The sequence below is a fragment of the Microbacterium allomyrinae genome, assembly GCF_020682705.1.
In the GTDB taxonomy this organism is placed as follows: domain Bacteria; phylum Actinomycetota; class Actinomycetes; order Actinomycetales; family Microbacteriaceae; genus Microbacterium; species Microbacterium allomyrinae.
The window spans coordinates 967,108-985,898 of record NZ_JAGTTN010000001.1 but is presented as its reverse complement, the minus strand read 5'-3'; the positions used below and the strand labels follow the sequence as shown (position 1 = coordinate 985,898).

The 18,791-nt window shown below is 69.9% G+C and carries 6 protein-coding genes; 5 read left to right on the top strand and 1 reads right to left on the bottom strand.

Annotated features, from left to right (window positions below; all coding sequences use genetic code 11):
* The first annotated feature begins 246 nt into the window (after positions 1–246).
* Together KEC57_RS04675 and KEC57_RS04670 are read left to right on the top strand one after the other, a co-directional pair.
* Positions 247–2,559 (top strand): glycoside hydrolase family 127 protein, encoded by a 2,313-nt coding sequence (locus KEC57_RS04675; protein ID WP_229383353.1) that lies wholly within the window; start codon positions 247–249, stop codon positions 2,557–2,559.
* 29 nt (positions 2,560–2,588) lie between these two features.
* Positions 2,589–4,571, top strand: coding sequence for an OmpL47-type beta-barrel domain-containing protein (locus KEC57_RS04670; RefSeq protein WP_229383352.1), 1,983 nt, complete (start codon positions 2,589–2,591; stop codon positions 4,569–4,571).
* A gap of 210 nt (positions 4,572–4,781) precedes the next feature.
* Here KEC57_RS04670 and KEC57_RS04665 read toward each other — a convergent pair whose 3' ends face one another.
* Complete coding sequence (locus KEC57_RS04665) at positions 4,782–8,234, bottom strand: family 43 glycosylhydrolase (RefSeq protein ID WP_229383351.1); 3,453 nt, start codon at positions 8,232–8,234, stop codon at positions 4,782–4,784.
* A 221-nt stretch (positions 8,235–8,455) separates the two neighbouring features.
* Here KEC57_RS04665 and KEC57_RS04660 point away from each other — a divergent pair, with 221 nt between their 5' ends.
* The 3 genes from KEC57_RS04660 (at position 8,456) to KEC57_RS04650 (ending at position 18,483) form a co-directional block, all read left to right on the top strand.
* Positions 8,456–11,968, top strand: coding sequence for a family 43 glycosylhydrolase (locus KEC57_RS04660; RefSeq protein WP_229383350.1), 3,513 nt, complete (start codon positions 8,456–8,458; stop codon positions 11,966–11,968).
* An 83-nt stretch (positions 11,969–12,051) separates the two neighbouring features.
* Complete coding sequence (locus tag KEC57_RS04655; RefSeq protein WP_229383349.1) at positions 12,052–15,435, top strand: family 43 glycosylhydrolase; 3,384 nt, start codon at positions 12,052–12,054, stop codon at positions 15,433–15,435.
* Between the two features lie 90 nt (positions 15,436–15,525).
* Positions 15,526–18,483 carry an immunoglobulin-like domain-containing protein gene (locus tag KEC57_RS04650; protein ID WP_229383348.1) on the top strand — a complete coding sequence of 986 codons (2,958 nt, stop codon included), beginning with the start codon at positions 15,526–15,528 and terminating at the stop codon, positions 18,481–18,483.
* Positions 18,484–18,791: the final 308 nt, after the last annotated feature.

Below are 18,791 nucleotides of genomic sequence, written 5' to 3'. Positions count from 1 at the left end.
GGCCGCGCCCACATCGTGCACGAGGAGGTCACGATCTTGACGAGCCGACATCGCTCGAGCGCTGGCGAGAACCCCGCACCCGCCGGCTGACCGTTCCGTCCCGCACCCGACGCCGCCCGAGCGGCGCCGTCGCTCTTTCGCCCAGGCATCCGCCTCCGAACCCACCCGCCCGCGCGCTGCGCGGGTCTCTTCCGCGTGCCCGGGCGCGCGGCATCCGTCCCTGCCGTGACAGAGAAAGGAATCACGATGAAACCCGCATTCGAATCCGGGGTCTCACGACGCAGCGTCGTCGTCGGAGGAGGGATCGCACTGGCCGGCATGGCCGCCGCGGTCGCACTCCTGGACCCCGCCGCAGCCCGCGCCACCGCCCCTGCGGCAGCGCGCGATGCGTCCGCCTTCCGCGCCGCGGGCATCGCCCGCTCCGCGCAGGTGGTGCGCGCCGGCCAGACACTGGTGTACCCCGACGCCTGGAGCGTGCGACCGTTCCCGCTCACCTCGGTGTCGCTCGGCCAGAGCGTCTTCACGCGTGCGCTGAACCAGCATCTCGTGCTCTACCGCGCCTACTCGGTCGACAAGATCCTGGCCGTCTTCCGCCGCAACGCCGGCCTCGACACCAAGGGTGCGACCCCGCCCGGCGGGTGGGAGGAGTACGGTCCCAACCCCGACGCCCAGCGCTGGGGTCCGGCGGAGTACACGCGCGGTCAGAACACCGCGGGGGCCGGAGGATGCCTGCGCGGCCACTACGGAGGGCACTTCCTCAGCGGCATCGCCATGGCCTACGCGGCGACCGGCGAGATCGCCCTGCTCAACAAGGTGAACGCGATCGTCACGGGACTCGAGGAGTGCCGCGCGGCCCTCGCCGCGCAGCAGGTGGCGGGCGCTGCGCGCTATTCGCACCCCGGCTTCCTGTCGGCGTACGGCGAGTGGCAGTTCTCGGCGCTCGAGGAGTTCGCCCCCTACGGCGAGATCTGGGCGCCGTACTACACGCTGCACAAGATCCTCGCGGGACTCCTCGACGCGCACGCCCTGGCAGGCAGCGACCAGGCGCTCGCACTCGCCGAGGGGATCGGCCACTGGGTCTTCAGCCGGCTGTCGGCCTGCACTCCCGCGCAGCTCGCCCGCATGTGGGGCTCGTACATCGCCGGCGAGTACGGCGGCATGAACGAGGTGCTCGTCGAGCTCTACTGGCGCTCGGCCGATCCGCAGAAGAGCGAGTTCCTCGACGCGGCGAAGCTGTTCACGCTGCACACCCTTGTCGATGCGTGCGCGGCGGGCACCGACACGCTCAACGGGAAGCACGCGAACCAGCACATCCCGCAGTTCCCCGGCTACATCAAGCTCGCCGCAGAGACCGGGGACGAGCACTACCTCGACGCGACCAAGGGCTTCTACGACATGGTGGTGCCGGGCCGCTCGTACGCCCACGGCGGCACGGGGGAGGGCGAGCTGTGGGGCCCGGCCGGAGCCGTGGCCGGCGACATCGGTCCGCGCAACGCCGAGTCGTGCGCTGCATACAACATGCTCAAGGTCGCCAGCTACCTGTTCTTCAACGAGCAGGACCCGAAGTACATGGACTACTACGAGCGCACCGTCCTCAACCACATCCTGGGCGGACGTCGCAACCAGGAGTCCACGTCGGGACCCGAGAACCTGTACATGTTCCCGGTGCATCCGGGTGCCCGCAAGGAGTACGGCAACGGCAACATCGGCACGTGCTGCGGAGGCACGGGCCTCGAGAGCCACGTGAAGTATCAGGAGGGGATCTACTTCCGCTCGGCCGATCAGACCGAGCTGTACGTGAACCTCTACATCGCGTCGACGCTCACGTGGGACGAGACCGGACTCGAACTGGAACAGGTGTCGTCGTACCCCGAGGCGGAGACCTCGACGCTGACGGTGAAGTCGGCGCCGTCGGGTCCGCTGACCGTGCATCTGCGCGTGCCCGCCTGGTCGTCGGGCGTCCAGATCGAGGTCAACGGCGAGTCCGCGGGCGTAGCGGCCGAGCCGGGCACCTACGCCACCCTCGAGAGGACATGGGCCGTCGGCGACACGGTGACCGTGCGGATCCCGCTCGCCGTGCGCGTCGAGCCGTCGTACGACCGCGCCGACATCCAGACGCTGATGTACGGCCCCGTGGTGCTCACTGCCACGAGCTCGTCGTCGAGCTATCTGAAGGTGTCGCTCGCGGACCGCCTCGACCTGACGGGCAATGTCAGCCGCGGCATCTCGAAGACGGCGGCGAACGTGTTCACGATCGGCAGCCTCAGCTACGAGCCGGCCTACAACGGGCGGGATGTGGCGTATCACATGTACTTCCAGCGCAACGAGCCGACGGTGACCTTCGCGGGTCACGACTCGGGCGTTGCGAATCCGCGCCGTTCGGGCCGGACGCTGCTGGACGAGGTCTGGGATCAGGCCCCGTTCGCGAGCCGCTCCGCGTTCCTGAGCACGGTCGGAGAGGTCACCGCGGCCTACGTCGCCGCCGGCCTGCTCACCGCCCGCAACCGGCAGAAGGTCCTGCTCGCCGCGGGCCGCGCCCCGATCGACGGGGCGAGCTGACGATGACGAAGACGATGGAGAGGAAACCCATGCACACGCCTCGATCCGGCAGCGCCGGTGCGAAGAGGAGGATCGCGGCCCTCGTGGCGGTCGCGCTCGCGATCGCGGGAGCCGCGGCCACCGCGATGCCGGCGTCGGCGGCCGACGAGCCGTTCAACGTCGCCCTCGCGTCGGGTGAGAACGCGCCCACAGTAGAGGTGAGCTACGTGCCGTCGTGGAACTCGTCCGCGGCGCTCAACAACGGCGCGGCAGGCGCGACCAACACGCTCTCGGCGATGTGGGGCACCTGGGGCGCACCGGGCAATCCCACACAGGACACCGCCACCTACACGTGGGAGAACCCGGTTACGGTGAGCTCGTCGAAGCTCTTCCTGTGGCAGAACCACCTGACGCCCAACGGCGACTCGGGCGTCATGCTCCCGTCGGCATGGAAGCTGGAGTACCGCACCGGCGTCGGGGAATGGGCACCGGTCACCGGAGCGAGCCTCGCCTACCCGGTTCCGGTGCTCAACGAGGCGGCTCCCGTCGCGTCGCAGCCCGTCGTGCAGGCGAACTTCGACGCGGTGACCACGACGGCCGTGCGCCTCGTGCTCGACCGTGTCGTCTTCTCGAGCCAGCGCAAGGCCACGAGCGTCATCGAGTGGGAGGTCTGGGGCGTGAACGCCGCAGTCGTCGAACCCGAGCCCGAGGATCCGGACGCGTTCCTCGAGTCCGAGCCGGTCGCCGCGCGCACCGTCACCGGCACCGCGCCCGACCTTCCCGATCGGGTGTGGGTGATCGGCGAGGACGGTCCGCTCAGCTATGTCGACGTCGAATGGGCGCCGATCCCCGCCGCGAGCTACGCCGCGCCGGGTGAGTTCGAGGTGGTGGGCGACCCCGCCGGCTACGACGGGCAGTCGGTCGCGGCATCCGTCTTCGTGGCCGACGAGCTGTCGGACGCGATCGAGAGCATCGACTACACCGCGACGATCACGACACCCGGCGTCGAGCCGGTGCTCCCCGACACCGTGCGAGCGACGTACGACGACGGCACCGCCAGCAGCGCGGTCGCCGTCGACTGGGAGGCGATCGATCCCACGGCGTACGCCGAGGCCGACGCGATCTTCGACGTCGCGGGGGCCGTGGACGGCTATGGTCCGGGCGCGGTCGCGACGGTGTTCGTGGTCGAGCCGCTCAGCCAGGCCGAGCCCATCGTGTCGATCGAGTTCGACACCGCGCCGCAGGGGTCGGGCTGGTACACCACCGCACCGACGGTGACGGTGACCGCCGAAGAGACCGCGAGCCCGATCGCGAGCATCGAGTACAGCCTCGACGGCGAGACCTGGAACCCGTACACCGAGCCGTTCGCGGTCTCGGCGCAGGGCGATGTCACGGTCAGCGCCCGAGCGACGAGCGACGACGAGGCGGTGGGTGAGGCATCCGAGTCGATCAAGGTCGACACGATCGCCCCGACCACCGGGATCGACTGGATCGTCGTGGACGGCACCTCCGCACTCGTGACGCTGGCGCCGACCGACGCGGAGCCGGGTTCGGGGGTCACGCGCACCGTGTGGTCCGATGGGCCCGACGAATCGCCGACGGGTGAGACGAACAACATGTACGCCACGTACGAGGAGCCGTTCTCGGTGCAGCTCACCGAGGAGCCCCGCTACGTGCACGTGCAGGCGCAGGATGCCGCGGGCAATGTCGAGACGCACGTCACGGTCGAGCTGCCGACGCTCGTCGGCGACACGCTCGACTTGGAGCCGAGCGTGTCGTATCGCTGCGTGGCGGGAAAGGTCACCCTCGTCGTCTCGGTGAAGAACGGCGCAGATGCGGCGGCCGGCGTGACCGTCGAGACCGCCTTCGGGCAGAAGACCCTCACGGCGGTCAAGGCGGGCGGCACCGTGTCGTCGACCTTCGCCTCGCGAGTGGCCGGCGTCGCCGCGGGCGAGGTCACAGTGACGGGATCCACCGCCGCCGGTGACGAATACGAGGGGACGGTGTCGTACCCCGCGTACAGCTGCGGCTGAGCCACGTGAGACGGACGGCCCGCGGTCTTCGGACCGCGGGCCGTTCCGCGTCCCCGGGGTAGGCGCTCCGCGCCGGAAGCCGAGAGTGCACGAACGGCAACGGAGCGGCAGGTGGACCGGTGATTCGTGCACTCTCGAGCCGAACGGCCGCGGGAACGACGAAGGCCCGTCCGGATCGGACGGGCCTTCGCGGGTTGCGGTCAGGTCAGGTCAGCCGCATGTCGCGGCGGGATAGGCGACATCCGTCTCCGCCGTGACGGGCGAGCCGCCGACCGTCGCGGTCGCCGTGAGGGCGATCGTTCCGGCGGGGATCGCACCGAGGCGGGTCGTGAACGTCGTGGTGGACGACGTCTTGCCGGCGGCGATCGACGCGAACGACTTGGTGCCGTACGGTCCGGTCGCCGTGACCGACACCGAGACATCCTCGCCGTTGGCGACGCTCAGCGTCTGGACGACCTTCCCGGCCACGCAGCGCGTGCCCAGGACAGCCGTCACATCCAGTTCCGGCTCGGGATCGCCCACGACCGTGACCGTCAGCGACACCTCGCGATTGGCGGGGGCGAGCTCCTCCTCGCGGGTCTGGTTCAGCACCGCCGACCCGTCGGCTGCGAAGTGAACCGTCTTCACGCGCGCGTGGCGGCTGGGGTCGTTGAGCCCGCCGTCGGCGCCCGGGATCCACTCCGCGATGGGGGGCCGTGCGTGATAGACGATTACCGGGTTGCCGTTCTCGTCCAGTGTGAACGAGTTGTGGCCCGGGCCGTTCTGCTGGCCGCCGAAGTCGTCGGAGGTGAGCAGCGGGTAGCCGGTCTTCGACCAGGTGGCGGGATCCATGAGGTTCCCCGAGAGCGGGGCGCGCAGCATCCCGATCGCGTACGTCTCGTTGACCGCGGATGCCGAGAAGAAGACGAACACCTCGTCGTCGCTCTTGATGACCGCCGGGCCCTCGTTGATGACGTTGCCCCCGTCGCGCTCCCACGCGTAGTTCGGAGTCGACAGCAGGATCGAGGTCGACGTCAGCTGCGCCGGATTCGCGGGATCGATCTCGGCCATGCGCAGGTCGGAGGTGCCCGGCTTCTCGGCCCACACGAGGTAGTCCTTGCCGTTCGCCTCGAAGTGCGTCATGTCGAGCGAGAAGTTCGCGAAGGCGGCGGTGTCGCCGGGCGCGGCCTTGATGTAGCCGAGCTCCTCCCAGTTCGAGGCGACCATCGGGTCGCTGTCGCCGGGTGCGCGCATGATCGCGGGGCGGATGTTCCACACGTCGGTGCTGCGGCTCGAGGTGAAGAAGATGTACCAGTCACCGTCGATCTTGTGCAGCTCCGGAGCCCAGAAGTACCGGTAGGCGCCGGTGGCGATCTTCGAGCCGTTCGAGGTGTCGGGCGAGGCCGCATTGCGCGACCACATGAGCACCTGCTCCTGCGCTGTCGACAGCCCGTTGATCGAGTCGGCGCGACGCAGCACGATGCGGTCGTAGCCCACGCCGGCGTTGGTCTGCGTCGTCGGGTACGAACCGGTCAGGTAGTACTCCGCCTCGCCGGTGCGCTCGTCGTCGCGGAAGACCCACGGGTCCGCCCGCTCGGGCACGAGAATGCCCTTGCTGTCGCCGTACACCGGCTGGTTGACCGTGCCGGTCACGGTGTACTCGCCCGGGGTCTCGAGGTCGACGGTGCTGGTGTCCCAGTCCACGCCGAGCTGCTTGCTCGATCCGTCCGAGTAGCCCAGGTCGACCTTCTCGGGCAGGGCGAGCTCGCCGCCCGCCTCGACCTCGACGTCGTCTCCGGCGTCGACCGTGGTGTTCACGATCCGGCCGAGCGACTTCTGCAGGAACGCGAGTTCCGCGGCCGTCACGGGGAGGGCGGATGCCTCGATCGCGCCCGTCGGCAGCCCGCTCGGCGCGGAGACCGAGGGGGCCGTGATCGACACCGGAGCGGTGAACGTGGCGAAGTCCGCGGTCGTGACCTCGTACGCGGCCCCGGCCGGCGTGCGCAGCACGACCCGGTAGGCGCGGATGCCGTTGTCGTACGTCACGTCCGCCCGCGACACGGTGATGCCCTCCGTGTTGGTCTGCACCCACTTCTGGTCGGTGAAGGTCACGAGGTCGGTGGAGCGGTAGACGAAGATCCGTCCGTTGGATGCGTTGTCGCTCGCCACCAGTCCGTACGAGCCGTCGGGGCTGCGGAACAAGGTCGGGTTCGCGAAGCGCGACGTGCCGGTGCCGTACTGCGGGTACAGCACGCCCTTGTTGTTGTTGAGTGCGACGAGCGAGTCGCCCGTCGCGGCGGCGGCGAGGTGGAGCACCTCGGTCTTGGCGGTGTCGCCGGTGCGCACGTAGGCGACGGCCTGGCCGGCGTTCTGTGCCCGGACGGTCACGGCGTACGAGCGCGCGGCGGTGATCCCGGAGCGGCTGAACGTCGCGGTGAGCTCGACCTCGGTGTCGGCCGCGGGCCGCGTGACCGATCCGTCGGCGGCCACGACGCCGGGGTGGGACGAGGCCCACGAGACGGCGATGTCGTCGACGGCGTCCGTCAGCACGATGTCGTCGGTGACGACCTCGATGCCGAGGTCGAACGTGTCGGCGGTGCGTTCGAGGTCGCGCTGCGGATCGACCGCGGCGACGGTGACCTCGTACGGGCGCGTGATCGATGCTCCACCGAGGGTGAAGGTGGCCGTGAGCGTGACCACGGCGTCGTCCTGACCCTCCGCGGGGCGCGTCACGGTGCCGTCGGCGCCGATGACACCGGGTGCGGACGACTCCCACGTGATGCGGGACTGGTTCGCGCCCGAGGCGGGCAGGACGAGGTCGCTGATGGTCTCGGCGGGAAGATCGACGGCGTCGGCATCCGCGGCGAGGGCGGCCTGGGTCTGATCGGCGGTCGTCCGATCGCTCAGGTGGTAGAGCTCAGCCACCTGGGCCGGCGTGTACGCCGACGTCGAGACGAGCACGTCGTCGACGCCGCCCTTGTAGAAGATGTCGGCGTAGGTCGAGCGGCCGATGTATCCGACGAGTCCGGTTCCGAACTGCGTCACGGTGCGGCTCGTGGGGACGGTGCCGACGAAGGCGCCGTTGTAGAACCCCGAGATCGAGGTCGGCGTGATGACGGTGGTGAACATCGCCCAGTCGGTCGTGGTGGTGGGGCCGTTGATGCCCTGCGACGCCGTCGTGGGGGAGATGCCGTACTCGGTGCCCCACGGCGCCGTGGGGACGTTGCCGTTGGTGACGACCGTCTTGAAGCGGCCGGACGGGTTGCGCGGGTTGAGGAGCCAGTACTGCGCGGGATAGGTCCCGGTGCCCGACCCGAAGAACATCGCGGCGTAGTTGCCTGCGACGTTCTCGTTCTTCAGCCACGTCGAGATGGTGAGCGTGTCCTTGCCGTCGAAGATTCCTGCGGGCAGGCGCACGTAGCCGGCACCGCTGTTGGACGCCCCTCCGGGCAGGGTCAGCACGCCGTTCGCGACGGTGGCACCGGTTCCGAGGATCGTGCCGTTGTTGCCGTGGCCCGAGACATCCGTCACCGCCCCCGGGGTGCTGAAGTCGTAGTGAAGGACGACATTCGGGTCGTCGGGAACCGGATCTGCGTGTGCAGCCGGGGGTGCCAGAACGCCGACTGCCAGCGCTGCGATCGCAGCACCGGCAACACCGACCCTCCGCCATGACTTCATCGCCATCTCAAACCTCTCCATCGCGGCCTGTCGCCTGCGATTGTTCGCGGGCGCCGTCGGTCAGATTACCGCGTTAGCGCTCACATTCCTAGATGCGGATTTCCGGGCGGGAATTGTCGCGGTTGGTGGTTTCCGTCACGAACAGTGGCGAAATCCGTTTGGTTACCGCTAACGTGAGCGATAACAGCCGCTCCGACGATGGCCGGCCTCACTTGATGGAGAGTGGAATGACAGTGTCCTCCCGCAGTCGGAAGACCATGACCGCGCTCGCCGCGGTCGGCGCGATGGTGCTCGGGCTGGGGGTGACCAGCGCCGCCGCAGATGTGCCGGACGACGGGCTCATCGCCGAGTACGTGTTCGATCTCGCCTCGGGTTCATCCGTGCCGAACACCGCCCCGGATGCCGTGCTGGGCGCAGCGACGGTACGCAATGTGCAGGCGTCCGACTGGACCGGATCCTCGCTCACGATGCGGGGCGGCGCCAAGACCTCCACCGGCAACTGGGTCGAGCTTCCCGACGCGATCGTCGCCGGACAGGAGTCGGCCACCGTCGTCGCCGAGGTCAAGGCCTCCGCGGCCACGCTCGCCGGCTTCCACTTCCTGTGGAACATCGGCAACGAGTCGTCGGCGACCGAATACTTCTTCGCATCGCTCAACTGCGGTTCGGGGCGCTCGCCGCTCGTCGGGCTCAAGACGGGCGGCGTCGAGCAGCTCGTGCAGTCGTCCTCGTGCGGTGTCACCGCCAACCAGTGGGTGAACGTGGCCTCGGTCGTCGACGGCGGCGCGGGCACCGCGTCGCTCTACATCGACGGCGTCCGCGTCGCTCACGGCGCCGTCGGCGCGACCCCGGCGGATGTCGTCGACCAGTCGCTCAACACGATCGGCCGCGCGCCGTGGCCCGATCCGCTCTTCCAAGGCGCGCTCTCGACGTTCCGCGTGTACGACCGCGCGCTGTCGGCAGGCGAAGTGGCAGAGGTCTCGTCGGCCGACGCGCAGGTGCACGCGACCGAGCTGCAGGCCCAGGCGCAGGCCATCCTCGACGCCCTCGCGCTCGCGGATCGCGAGACGAGCACCGACCTCGATCTGCCCACCGCGAACGGCCGGGTGACGTGGAGCTCGGCCGATCCGTCCGTCGTCGCGGCGGACGGCACCGTGAATCCGCCCCTCGCCGGCGAGGCCGCAGCCGAGGTGGAGCTCACCGCGACCGCGTCCGTGCGGGGCATCTCGGCGAGCACCACGATCACTGTCACCGTGCTGCCTTCCACCGAGACCGCAGCGGCGCGCGCCGAGCGTCTCGCCGGCCGTTTCGTGATCCCCTCCGTCGTCGAATCCGGCACGGCCCTTCCCGCGGCTCCCGAAGGCACGACCGTCGAGGTGACCGCGGTTGCGGGCGATGTCGAGGTCGCAGACACGATCGTGTCGGAATCCGACGAGCAGGCCGATGCCGAGATCACCGTGGCTGTCACCGACACGGCGAGCGGGGCATCCGCTTCTCGCGTCTTCGCCGTCCGCGTGCTGCCGGCCGCATCGACCTCGCGCCTGCTGGCCTACAGCCGCACGCCCACGACCGTCGGCGAGGCGAACAACGCCGACGTCGCCCTCAGCATGCACCTCGCGATCGAGGACGGCGACGCCTGGACCCCGCTCAACGAGAACTACGGCATCTGGTTCGCCCGCACCTCGACCGCACCCCCGGCCAGCGGCACGACCGAGGGCATCATCCGGAGCCTGCGCGATCCCCACGCGTTCTACCTCGCCGACGGCGGCTTCGGCGTCGTCGCGACCCGCACGGCGCGCGGCGGGGCAACCGACGGCACCCAGTCCTCTCGACTGCTCTTCGCGCGGAGCGCGGACCTGCGCAGCTTCGACGAGGTCGGACTCGTCGACGTCGGCGTCACGAGCGGCGTGAACGGCCCGGCGGTGGTCTTCGACACCGCGTCCGATCGCTACGTCGTCACGTGGACCTCCGACGCCGGCGCCGCGATGTACACGACCTTCGACGACCTCACCGATGTCGCCACGCGGGGCCCCGTGTTGCGCGGCACCGTCGGGACCACCGCGGGAGACCTCGGCTCCGGCATCCCGAACTACGCGACCGGCAACGCGCTGCCCATCGCGGGCGACGTCGCCGAGAAGCTCGAGGTGCGCTTCGGCCGAGTCGTCAACACCGATGTCGCCGCCCTCGACGGCGTGACGGTCGCCACCGGCGACGAGCTCGACACCGCGGCGCTGCCCGCCCGTGCCGAACTCGCCTACGACGACGGTTCGTCGTCCAGCCGCGCGATCACGTGGGACCAGGAATCCGTCGACGCCGTCGACACGGCCACCCCCGGCACCTACGAGGTGACGGGCAGCATCGCGCAGGCCGAGTACCCGACGCCGTTCGCCGACGAGCGCGCCGATCCGTCGATCTTCCGCTTCGACTGGAACGGCCAGGAGAAGTTCCTGATGATCGCGACGGAGGACCTCAACCTCAACCCGATCGACCCGGCGAACGGCGCGCACATGCCGCTGCGCGTGGCCGATCGCATCGAGGACCTCTCGGACGACGCGATCGAGCGCGGCGACAACGTCGAGGTCGACCTGCTGCGCGCAGGCGACACGGATGCCGACGGCGCCGCCATGACGGGATGCTTCTGGGCTCCGGAATTCCACGTCATCGCCGACCGTCTGTCGATCCTGTTCATGCCCTGCTACAACGGCTCGAACGCACGGCCCGACATGTGGACGGGGCGCGCGAGCATCATCCAGCTGAAGCAGGACGCCCAGGGCAACGACCTCGACCCGGCGGTTCCGGCGAACTGGACCAAGGCGCAGAAGGTCGTGCGCGCCGACGGGTCGATCCTGAACCCGGTGCAGAGCATCTCGCTCGACATGACGTACTTCACCGACTCGGGCCAGTCGTACTACTCGTGGCAGATGCTCGGCTCGATCTTCATCGCGAAGATGGACCCCGCCGACCCCACCCGTCTCACCTCGGCGCCGGTGCGGATCCTCGCACCCGAGTACGCGTGGGACAACACCATCGCCGAAGGCCCCAACGTGTACGCCCACGACGGGGTGCTCAACCTCATCTACTCGGGCTCGACGGTGGGCGACACCTACACGACGGGGCTGGTGACGGCACCCGCGGGTCACGGCGTGGATCTCACCGACCCCGCCTCGTGGACGAGGCTGAACTACCCGATCCAGAAGTCGGGCCTGTTCAACGGCGAGTGGCAGCTGGGAACGGGTCACGGCATGTGGTCGCACGACGAGGACGACAACCTGCTGTACGTCTTCCACGCCCGCACCGACGACAACGGCAAGTCCGGTCGCGACACGTTCGTGCGTCGCGTGCACTGGGCGGCCGACGGCCTCCCGGTCTTCGACATGGAAGCCGACGAGGAGGTCGCGCCGGCCAACCGCTCGGTGACCGTGACCGTGACGGTCGAAGGCGAGCCCGAGCCGGAGCTGGATGTGACGGCGGTCGCCGGCATGCGATGCGTCGCGGGCAAGGTCGTGCAGACGCTGACCGTGACGAACGCCGAGGACGCGCCGGTCACGGCGACGGCGACCGGCGCGTACGGCTCGAAGACGTTCGCGTCCGTCGCGGCGGGCAAGAGCTCGTCCACGACGTTCAGCACGCGTCTGGCGGCCATCCCGGCCGGCACGGTGTCGGTGACGGCATCCGCGATCGTCGGCGGACAACCCGTCACGATCGAGACGGATGCCGCATACCCGGCCGCGACCTGCGGCTGATCATTCCCATGCAACGTGAGACGCCTCCCGTCTCGTCGAGGATCAAGAAGGAAGTCGCAGTGAATCGAGGAGAGAACGCGGGCATGCGGATTTCGCAGGACGCGCGCAAGCGACGGAGGGCGAAGCTGCTCACCGGCGCACTGGGGATCGCCCTGGTGGCCAGCACCGTCGGCATGACCGGCCCGGTGGCGGCCACCGCCGCCGAGCCGGCATCGCTCCTGGCGTCGTACGACTTCTCCGAGACGAGTGGCACCGTGCTGCACGACATCTCGGGCGCGGGTCGCGACGGCACCGTCGTCGGGGGTGCGGCATGGCGCGGCGGCTACATGCAGTTCAACGGCGCGAACCACGTCCAGCTGCCGGACAACCTGCTCTCCGGGCAGAGTGCGGCGACGATCGTCATCGAGACCAGCCCCACCGCGCTGACGGGATCGAAGTTCCTCTGGAACATCGGCGGGTCGGGCGACGCGGTGACGGGCCAGTTCTTCGTCCAGCCGGTCGCGCCGCGCGTGGCGATCTCGAAGGGGAACTGGTCGGGCGAGCAGTCGGTCACTTCGGCGACCAGGCTGGCCGAAGGAAGATGGCAGTCGGTGGCAGCCACGATCGCCAAGAACACCGGCGGCACGACCTCGACGCTGCGGCTGTACATCGATGGCGTGCAGGTCGCCCAGAAGACCGATTCGACGGTCAATCTGAGCGACCTCACGACCCACACGATGAACTTCATCGGCAGGAGCGCCTATGCGGGCGACTCGCGCTACCAGGGCGGCGTCTCGGCGTTCCGCGTGTACAACGAGGCGCTGTCCGCAGCAGACATCGCGACCGCATCGGCGACGGATGCCACGGCATCGGCCGCCGAGACCGCGAATGCGATCGACCTCGCCGCCGCGAACGCGCAGGACCTCGCGCAGGTCGAGTCCGACCTGGTGCTGCCCACGACCGGCGGGATCGCATGGACCTCTTCCCCCTCGGGGATCGTGGCCGCGAACGGTCAGGTCACCCGGCCGGCCGCCGACACGGGCGTCACCTTGACGGCGACCGCAACGGTGCGCGGACAGACCGCGACCAAGAGCTTCCCGGTCACGGTGCTGAAGGCACCGACGGCCGCCGAGCAGTCGGCACGCGCCGCTGAGACGCTGCTGCTGCCCTCCGTGCTCGAGAAGGGGTATGTCCTGCCGGCCACCGCGCTCGGCCTGCCGGTGATCTGGTCGCACGTCTCCGGTGCGGGTTCGGTCGCCGGCGGAGCCATCGCCACGGCACCGGCCACGGGGCTGGGCGAGGCGAAGCTGCAAGCCGTCGTGGGCACCGGCACGGATGCCGCCACGACGCAGATCGACGTGCGCATCGCCGAGAACGGCGCCTCGCGCCTGGCGGCCTACACCACATCGAAGAACACCCGCGGCGGCGACGACCCCGAGGTCACCCGCTCGGGCCACCTCGCGCTGAGCGCCGACGGCACGACCTACACGGCGTTGAACTCGGGCGCAGGCGTGGTCTTCCCGACCGTCAGCGACATGACGGAGACGAACAACGGCACGAAGCGCTACCTCGCTCAGCCCTACCTGTTCCGGCTCGCCGACGACCAGGGCTTCGGCCTCATCGCGCGCCGCACGAACGACACGGGCGCGGCTGACGCGGCCGGCGCGCTCGTCTTCACGTCACCCGATCTGGCGGACTGGACCGAGGTCGCCTTCCTCGCGCTCCCGGGCCAGGGCGCGACCGGTGCGGTCTCGGCGGAGTGGGATTCCCGCGTGAGCGCGTATCGCGTCGCGTGGACCGCCGCCGCGGGCTCGTCGCTGACCGGGACCACCGTCGACTTCGGCTCGGTGGAGGCGGTCAAGACCGGCCAGCAGCCCACGGGACGCACCGGCGGCATCAACGTGACGTACGCCGAGACGGCATCGATCATCCCGCTCACCGCGGCCGAGGCGAGCTCTGCCGACCAGTTGCTCGGGCGAGTTCGCAACACGGGCCTGCAGGCCCCGGAGGACGTGACGATCCCCGCGGGCGGAACGCTGGAACTGCCCGAGAAGGTGACGGCGGACTACTCCGACGGCGGCACACATGAGTTCCGGGTGAACTGGGACGCCTCGGCCGTCGACACCTCGACGCCGGGCGAGTACACCGTGAACGGCACGCTTCAGCGCTCCGACACCATCTTCCCGCTGATCGCGAACCGCGCCGATCCGCACGTCCTGCGGTACACCTTGCCGAACGGCGACAAGACGTGGCTGTTCATCTCGACCGATGACAACGGCCAGGACGAGTTCTTCATCCGACAGGCCGACACCATCGCGGGCCTCGCGAGCGCTCCCGACAACCGCATCCTCGGATACGGACTCTCGGGCACCTCGGTGAACTCGCAGCTGTGGGCGCCTGAACTGCACGTCGTCGACGGCGACCTGTACATCCTGTTCGCGGCCAACGCGAACAGCGCCAACTCGTGGACGGGGGTGCAGTCCTACTCGATGCGACTCACGCCGGGCGGCAATCCGCTCGTGCGCGCCGACTGGGCGGCACCGCAGCGCGTCGTCGACGCCGACGGGCAGCCGTTGACGACCTACGGCACGGGCATCACCTTGGACATGACGCACTTCGAGGACAACGGCACCGACTACGTGGTCTGGTCGGAGCGGGTCATCTCGCCGTCCACCGGACCGGCAGTACTGAAGATCGCCGAGGTCACCCCGTCGGCGACCGGCGCCTGGCAGTTGTCGAGCCGACGATCGACGATCGTCTACCCCGACGCCGGATGGTCGGACAACACATCCGCAGTCGCCGAGGGGCCGTTCGTCATCCAGCGCGACGGCAAGGTGATGATCACGTTCTCGGGCTCGAACATCGACTGGACCTATGCGGTGGGTCTCACCACCGCGGCGTCCGGTGCCGATCTGCTCGAGGCATCCGCATGGAACACCCGCAGCTATCCCGTCTGGAGTTATGAGGGGCCGTTCGCCGACAACTGGGGTCCCGGTCACAACTCGTACACGTACGACGACGACGGCAACCTGCTGAACGTCTTCCACGCGAAAGCCACGCAGAACGGCACCCGCGATGCGGGCATCCGGATGGTGTACTTCCGCCAGGACGACAGTCCTGTTCTCGACATGACGGATGCCGAGTGGCTCGCTCCGGCGAATCGCACGGTCTCCACCACGGTGACCGTCACCGCGCCCGCGCTGGATGTCACCGGGTCCGTCACCGCCCGATGCGTGGCGGGGAAGGTACTCCAGGTGCTGTCGGTGACGAACGCGGAAGGCATCCCGGTGGCGGTCTCGGTGAGTGGGCCGTACGGCTCGAAGGCGTTCGCGTCGATCGCCGCGGGCAAGAGCTCGTCGACGTCGTTCACGACGCGCGAGGCCTCGATCCCGAGTGGCGTCATGACGCTCACCGCTACTGCGCACATCGGAGGAGCGCCGGTGACGGTCACGGCCGAAGCCGTGTACCCGACCGCGAACTGCGGCTGAGACGCCGGGGCTGGGCGGTGCATCGCGCCGTCCGGCCCCGCCCGCCTCTGAACCGTGTGCGCACGGCCGATCCCTACGAGAGAAGTTGAGATGGAACGCAAGAGACGCAATGCCACGGCTCCTCGGCCGGCGCGAGGTGCCGCCCGGCGCGGGGTGGCGCTCGCCGCCGCGGCCGCAGTGGGGCTGGCCGGGGTGATCGTGCCCGGCGCGGCGCTTTCGGCGGCGACGGCCGCCGACCCGTTGGACGAGGGTCTCGTGGCCCGGTACCTGTTCGACGAGACGTCCGGAGACGCGGTGCGCAACACCGCCGACGGGTCGGCCGAGGCCGGCGACCCGTTCGATGCGACGGTGCGCAACTACGTCGCGACGCAGCGTGCCGAGGCGGGGACCCTGCAGTTCACGGGTGGGGCCAAGACCTCGACGGGCAATTGGGTCGAGCTTCCCGATGACATCCTCGCGGGGGCGGGCTCGGCGACCGTGTCGATCGACGTCAAGGCCGACCCGACGATGCTGACCACGAACCACTTCCTGTGGAACATCGGCAACGACGCGACCCAGCAGTACTGGTTCGCCAACGTGCGCGGACCACGGTCGGCGATCACGACCGGCTCGGCGGCGGGGGAGAAGAACGGCACGGGCTACGGCGTCACGGCCAACCGCTGGCACAGCCTCACCGCGGTGATCGACGCCGACGCCGACACGCTGACCTTCTACACCGACGGTCAGCGGGCGGGTGTGGTGAAGACCACGCTGGCGCCGGCGGACATCACCCAGACGCTCAACACCATCGGGCGCGCGCCCTGGCCCGACGCTCTGTTCAAGGGCTCGGTCGGCGCGTTCCGCGTCTACGACCGCGCTCTCTCGAGCGCTGAGGTCGTGGGACTGTCGGACGCAGACGGCGCCGCGCACGCGACAGAACTCGCCGCCGTCTCGGCGGCGAAGCTCGCCTCTCTCGACCTGGGCGACACATCCGCGGTCGCAGACGATGTGCAGCTCGTCACGCTCCACGGCATCTCGTGGTCCTCGTCAGAGCCGGGCGTGATCTCGCCGGCCGGCGTCGTGACCCGACCGCTGCCGGGCGAGCCCGCCGCGGTCGTCACACTCACGGCCTCGGCTGTGACGCGCGGTCAGGCGGCTGCGTCACCGCGGACGTTCACCGTCACCGTGCCCGCCCTCGCGACCGCCGACATCGCATCCGATCGAGACGCGATCCAGCTTCCCGACGTCGCGCGCGGCAACGTCACTCTTCCCGGCCGCGGCGCCGCAGGTTCGCCCGTGACCTGGTCGTCCTCCGACGATGCGGTCATCTCCGACACACCCGTCGGCGCGGCGGCGGCCGGTGTCGTCACCCGTCCGGCGTGGGGAGAGCCCGACGCCGAAATCACACTGACGGCGACCATCGGCGAGGGCGCCGCGGCGCTCACGCGGGAGTTCGACGTCACGGTCGCCGCGGCGCCGCGGGAGAGCGTCGACAGCCGATACCTCTTCGCGTACTTCACGGCCGACACCGTGGCGGGCGAGAACATCCACCTCGCAGCATCCCAGGGCAACAGCGCCATGAGCTGGGACGTGCTCGGCGGCGGCGCACCCCTGGTCACCTCGACGATGGGCGAGATGGGCCTGCGCGACCCGTTCATCCTGCGGGCACCCGAAGGGGATCGGTTCTTCCTCATCGCGACCGACCTGTCGATCGGCCGCAACAGCAGCTGGGACCGCGCCTTGGACGCCGGCAGCGCCTACCTGGAGATCTGGGAGTCGACCGACCTGCGCACCTGGAGCGCGCAACGCCACGTGAAGGTCTCGGGCCCGAACGCGTCGATGACGTGGGCGCCCGAGGCGTACTGGGATGCCGAGGCCGGTGAGTTCGTCGTCTACTGGTCGTCGCGGGTCTATCTCGACGGCACGCGCCCGTACGACAAGGCGGGCACTCCGAACTCGACCTACTCCAAGGTCATGTACGCCACCACGCGCGATTTCACGTCGTTCTCCGACGCGAAGGTCTGGCAGGACGCGGGCGATCGCATCGACTCCACGGTGATCGAGGATGACGGCACGTTCTACCGGTTCACCAAGGAGGTGACCGGCTGCACCGACATCCTGCAGGAGTCCTCCACCGATCTGCGAGCGCTCACCGTGCCCGGAGCCTACGAGTGGGCCACCGACGCCAGCTGCATCTCGAAGACCGCCCGGGGCACGACCCGCACGACCGAGGGCCCGACGATCTTCCGGGCGAACGAGGGCGACACCTCTGTGCCCGCGGATGCCGACGGCGGGTTCTACCTGTTCGTCGACGACTTCACCGGTGCGGGGTACCTGCCCCTGTTCACGGAATCGCTCGCCGCGCCGCAGTGGCAGACGGTCACCGGAGCACTCCCGAAATCGAGGCACGGCAGTGTGCTGCCCGTGACGCTGAACCAGTGGGAGGCGGCCAAGGGCGCCGCGCTCACCAGGATCACCACGACCACGGCGATCGAGGGGGCGTCGGCCGGACAGACCGTTCGCGCCGGAGACGTGCTGACCGCCCGAGTGACGGCCGCCGACAGCGGTGCGGTCGCCGGTGCGGTGCGCTTCCAGCTGGGCGACATCGAGGTCGAGGCCGCGGTCGAGGAGCGCGATGGCGGCTACATCGCCGAGGCGATCGTGCCCGCGACCGAGGCCGCGGGCGTGCCGGTGTCGCTCTCGGCCACGTTCGACGGGTTCGACGTCCTGGCGGCATCCGCCTCGGGCGCCGTCGAGGTGCTCCTCGGCGACGCACCGGTGCTCGATGTCTCGGCCGCCGTGAGCGCTCGCTGCGTGGCCGGCAAGGTCGTGCAGGTCCTCACGGTGAGCAACGACGACGACATCGCCCTCTCGGTCACCGCGACGGGTGCGCACGGCTCGAAGACCTTCCCGTCGCTCGCTGCGGGCAAGAGCACGTCGACGTCGTTCACGACGCGTGTCGCCGCGATCCCGGCCGGGACCGTCACGATCACCGCGGCCGCCCAGGTCGACGGCGTCCCCGTCGCCACGACCCAGGAGATCGCCTCCGCGCCCGCGACCTGCGGGTGACCTGACCCGGCTGCCTGCGAGGCGGCCGATGCGACGCGCGTCGCGGGTGTGTCCCGACCCCGCGACGCGCTGTCGCGCGCCCACGCGAGCGAGGGCCTCCGCCCTCGGCCCCGCCCGCCCGGCCGCCGGTCGAGTGCGAGGAGCGAGCGTATCGAGTCGGCGCGGGCCCGCCTGATACCGCGAGCGAGGGCCCCGCTTTCCGCCTCGCCCCGCCCCGACCCCCCGCCGGTCGAGTGCGACGAACGAGCGTATCGAGACCCCTCGAGCCCGCCTGGCACCGCGAACTCCGACCGTGCTCGCGGTGGGGG